Source organism: Campylobacter sp. 7477a, assembly GCF_014892335.1.
In the GTDB taxonomy this organism is placed as follows: Bacteria; Campylobacterota; Campylobacteria; order Campylobacterales; family Campylobacteraceae; genus Campylobacter_A; species Campylobacter_A californiensis.
Map to the genome: position 1 here is coordinate 1 of NZ_JADBJH010000030.1, position 951 is coordinate 951.

At 41.3% G+C, this 951-nt stretch carries 1 protein-coding gene; it reads left to right on the forward strand.

Features of this window, described 5'->3' with window-relative positions; translation table 11 throughout:
* On the forward strand, positions 1-787 hold a 787-nt coding region (locus CCAL5182_RS08960; RefSeq protein WP_336610837.1), incomplete at its 5' end, for a hypothetical protein.
* Positions 788-951: the final 164 nt, after the last annotated feature.

A 951-nucleotide genomic window follows, 5' to 3' on the forward strand; every position in this document is an offset into this window, starting at 1 on the left:
TTATAAAGAGCACGGCTTACGCGGCCTGCTTGATAGACGAGGCAAAAATAAGGGAAGTTATAAGCTTGAAGATTGGATGAAGGAGTTTATCTTAAGCAACTTTAGAAAATATGGAGCCGGTGATTTTAATAACCCCCGATCTTTTGGAGTAAATATGACCTCAAAACGCGCAAAGCTTATCGCTGATTTGTTTGGTGATAGCAAAGGCTTTTTGCCCCAAGCAAAGATCGTTAAATTCGATAGAAAACTGCATTTTATACCCGATGACGAGCTTATAAATTTTGCGATATTCGTCGATAATTTTCGTGCAAATTTCGTAAGCACGGAGCTAGCCATGCATAAAGCCTCTATCGCTTGGCAAAGGATAGCATTTGAGCGAGTAAAGTATGTCGGCGGTAGCTTTTTTAGAGGACTTGACGAGATGATAAGCTTTTGTAGGGAAGCTTACCGCGGCGAGGCTCTTTGTAGCTGCGAAGACGGTAGCGGGTATCTACCCTATGTAGTGATAACGGTCGATGACGAGGGTAATCTAAGAAACAGCGCCTCTATAAATGAAAACGGCGTATTTAAAAGGCTCGATAGCTCAGAAACCTCTCAAATTTATAGCTGGCTTTTTACTAATCAGCACAAGATCGGCGACGTAAAGAGAATAAGCCGCGAGGATTATGAGAAGGGTATCGCTAAAGAAAGAATGAGCGCACTTAGCGCACCAAAACAGCAAGAAATCACAATAAGCGATAAATCGCTAAAACTAATCGAAAAGATTATAAAAAGGATAGGCAAATGAACGTCTTAGACTCGCTACGTCTTTTAAAAACGATTGTGAAAAACAGGACAAAAACCGAGGCAGAAAGAGAGATACCACTATTTGATGAGATGATACCGTATTTCAAGCTGCTTGAAGCAGCCAGAGATAGCAAGTGGCTTTTTTCATCAAAAGGGGACCACCTT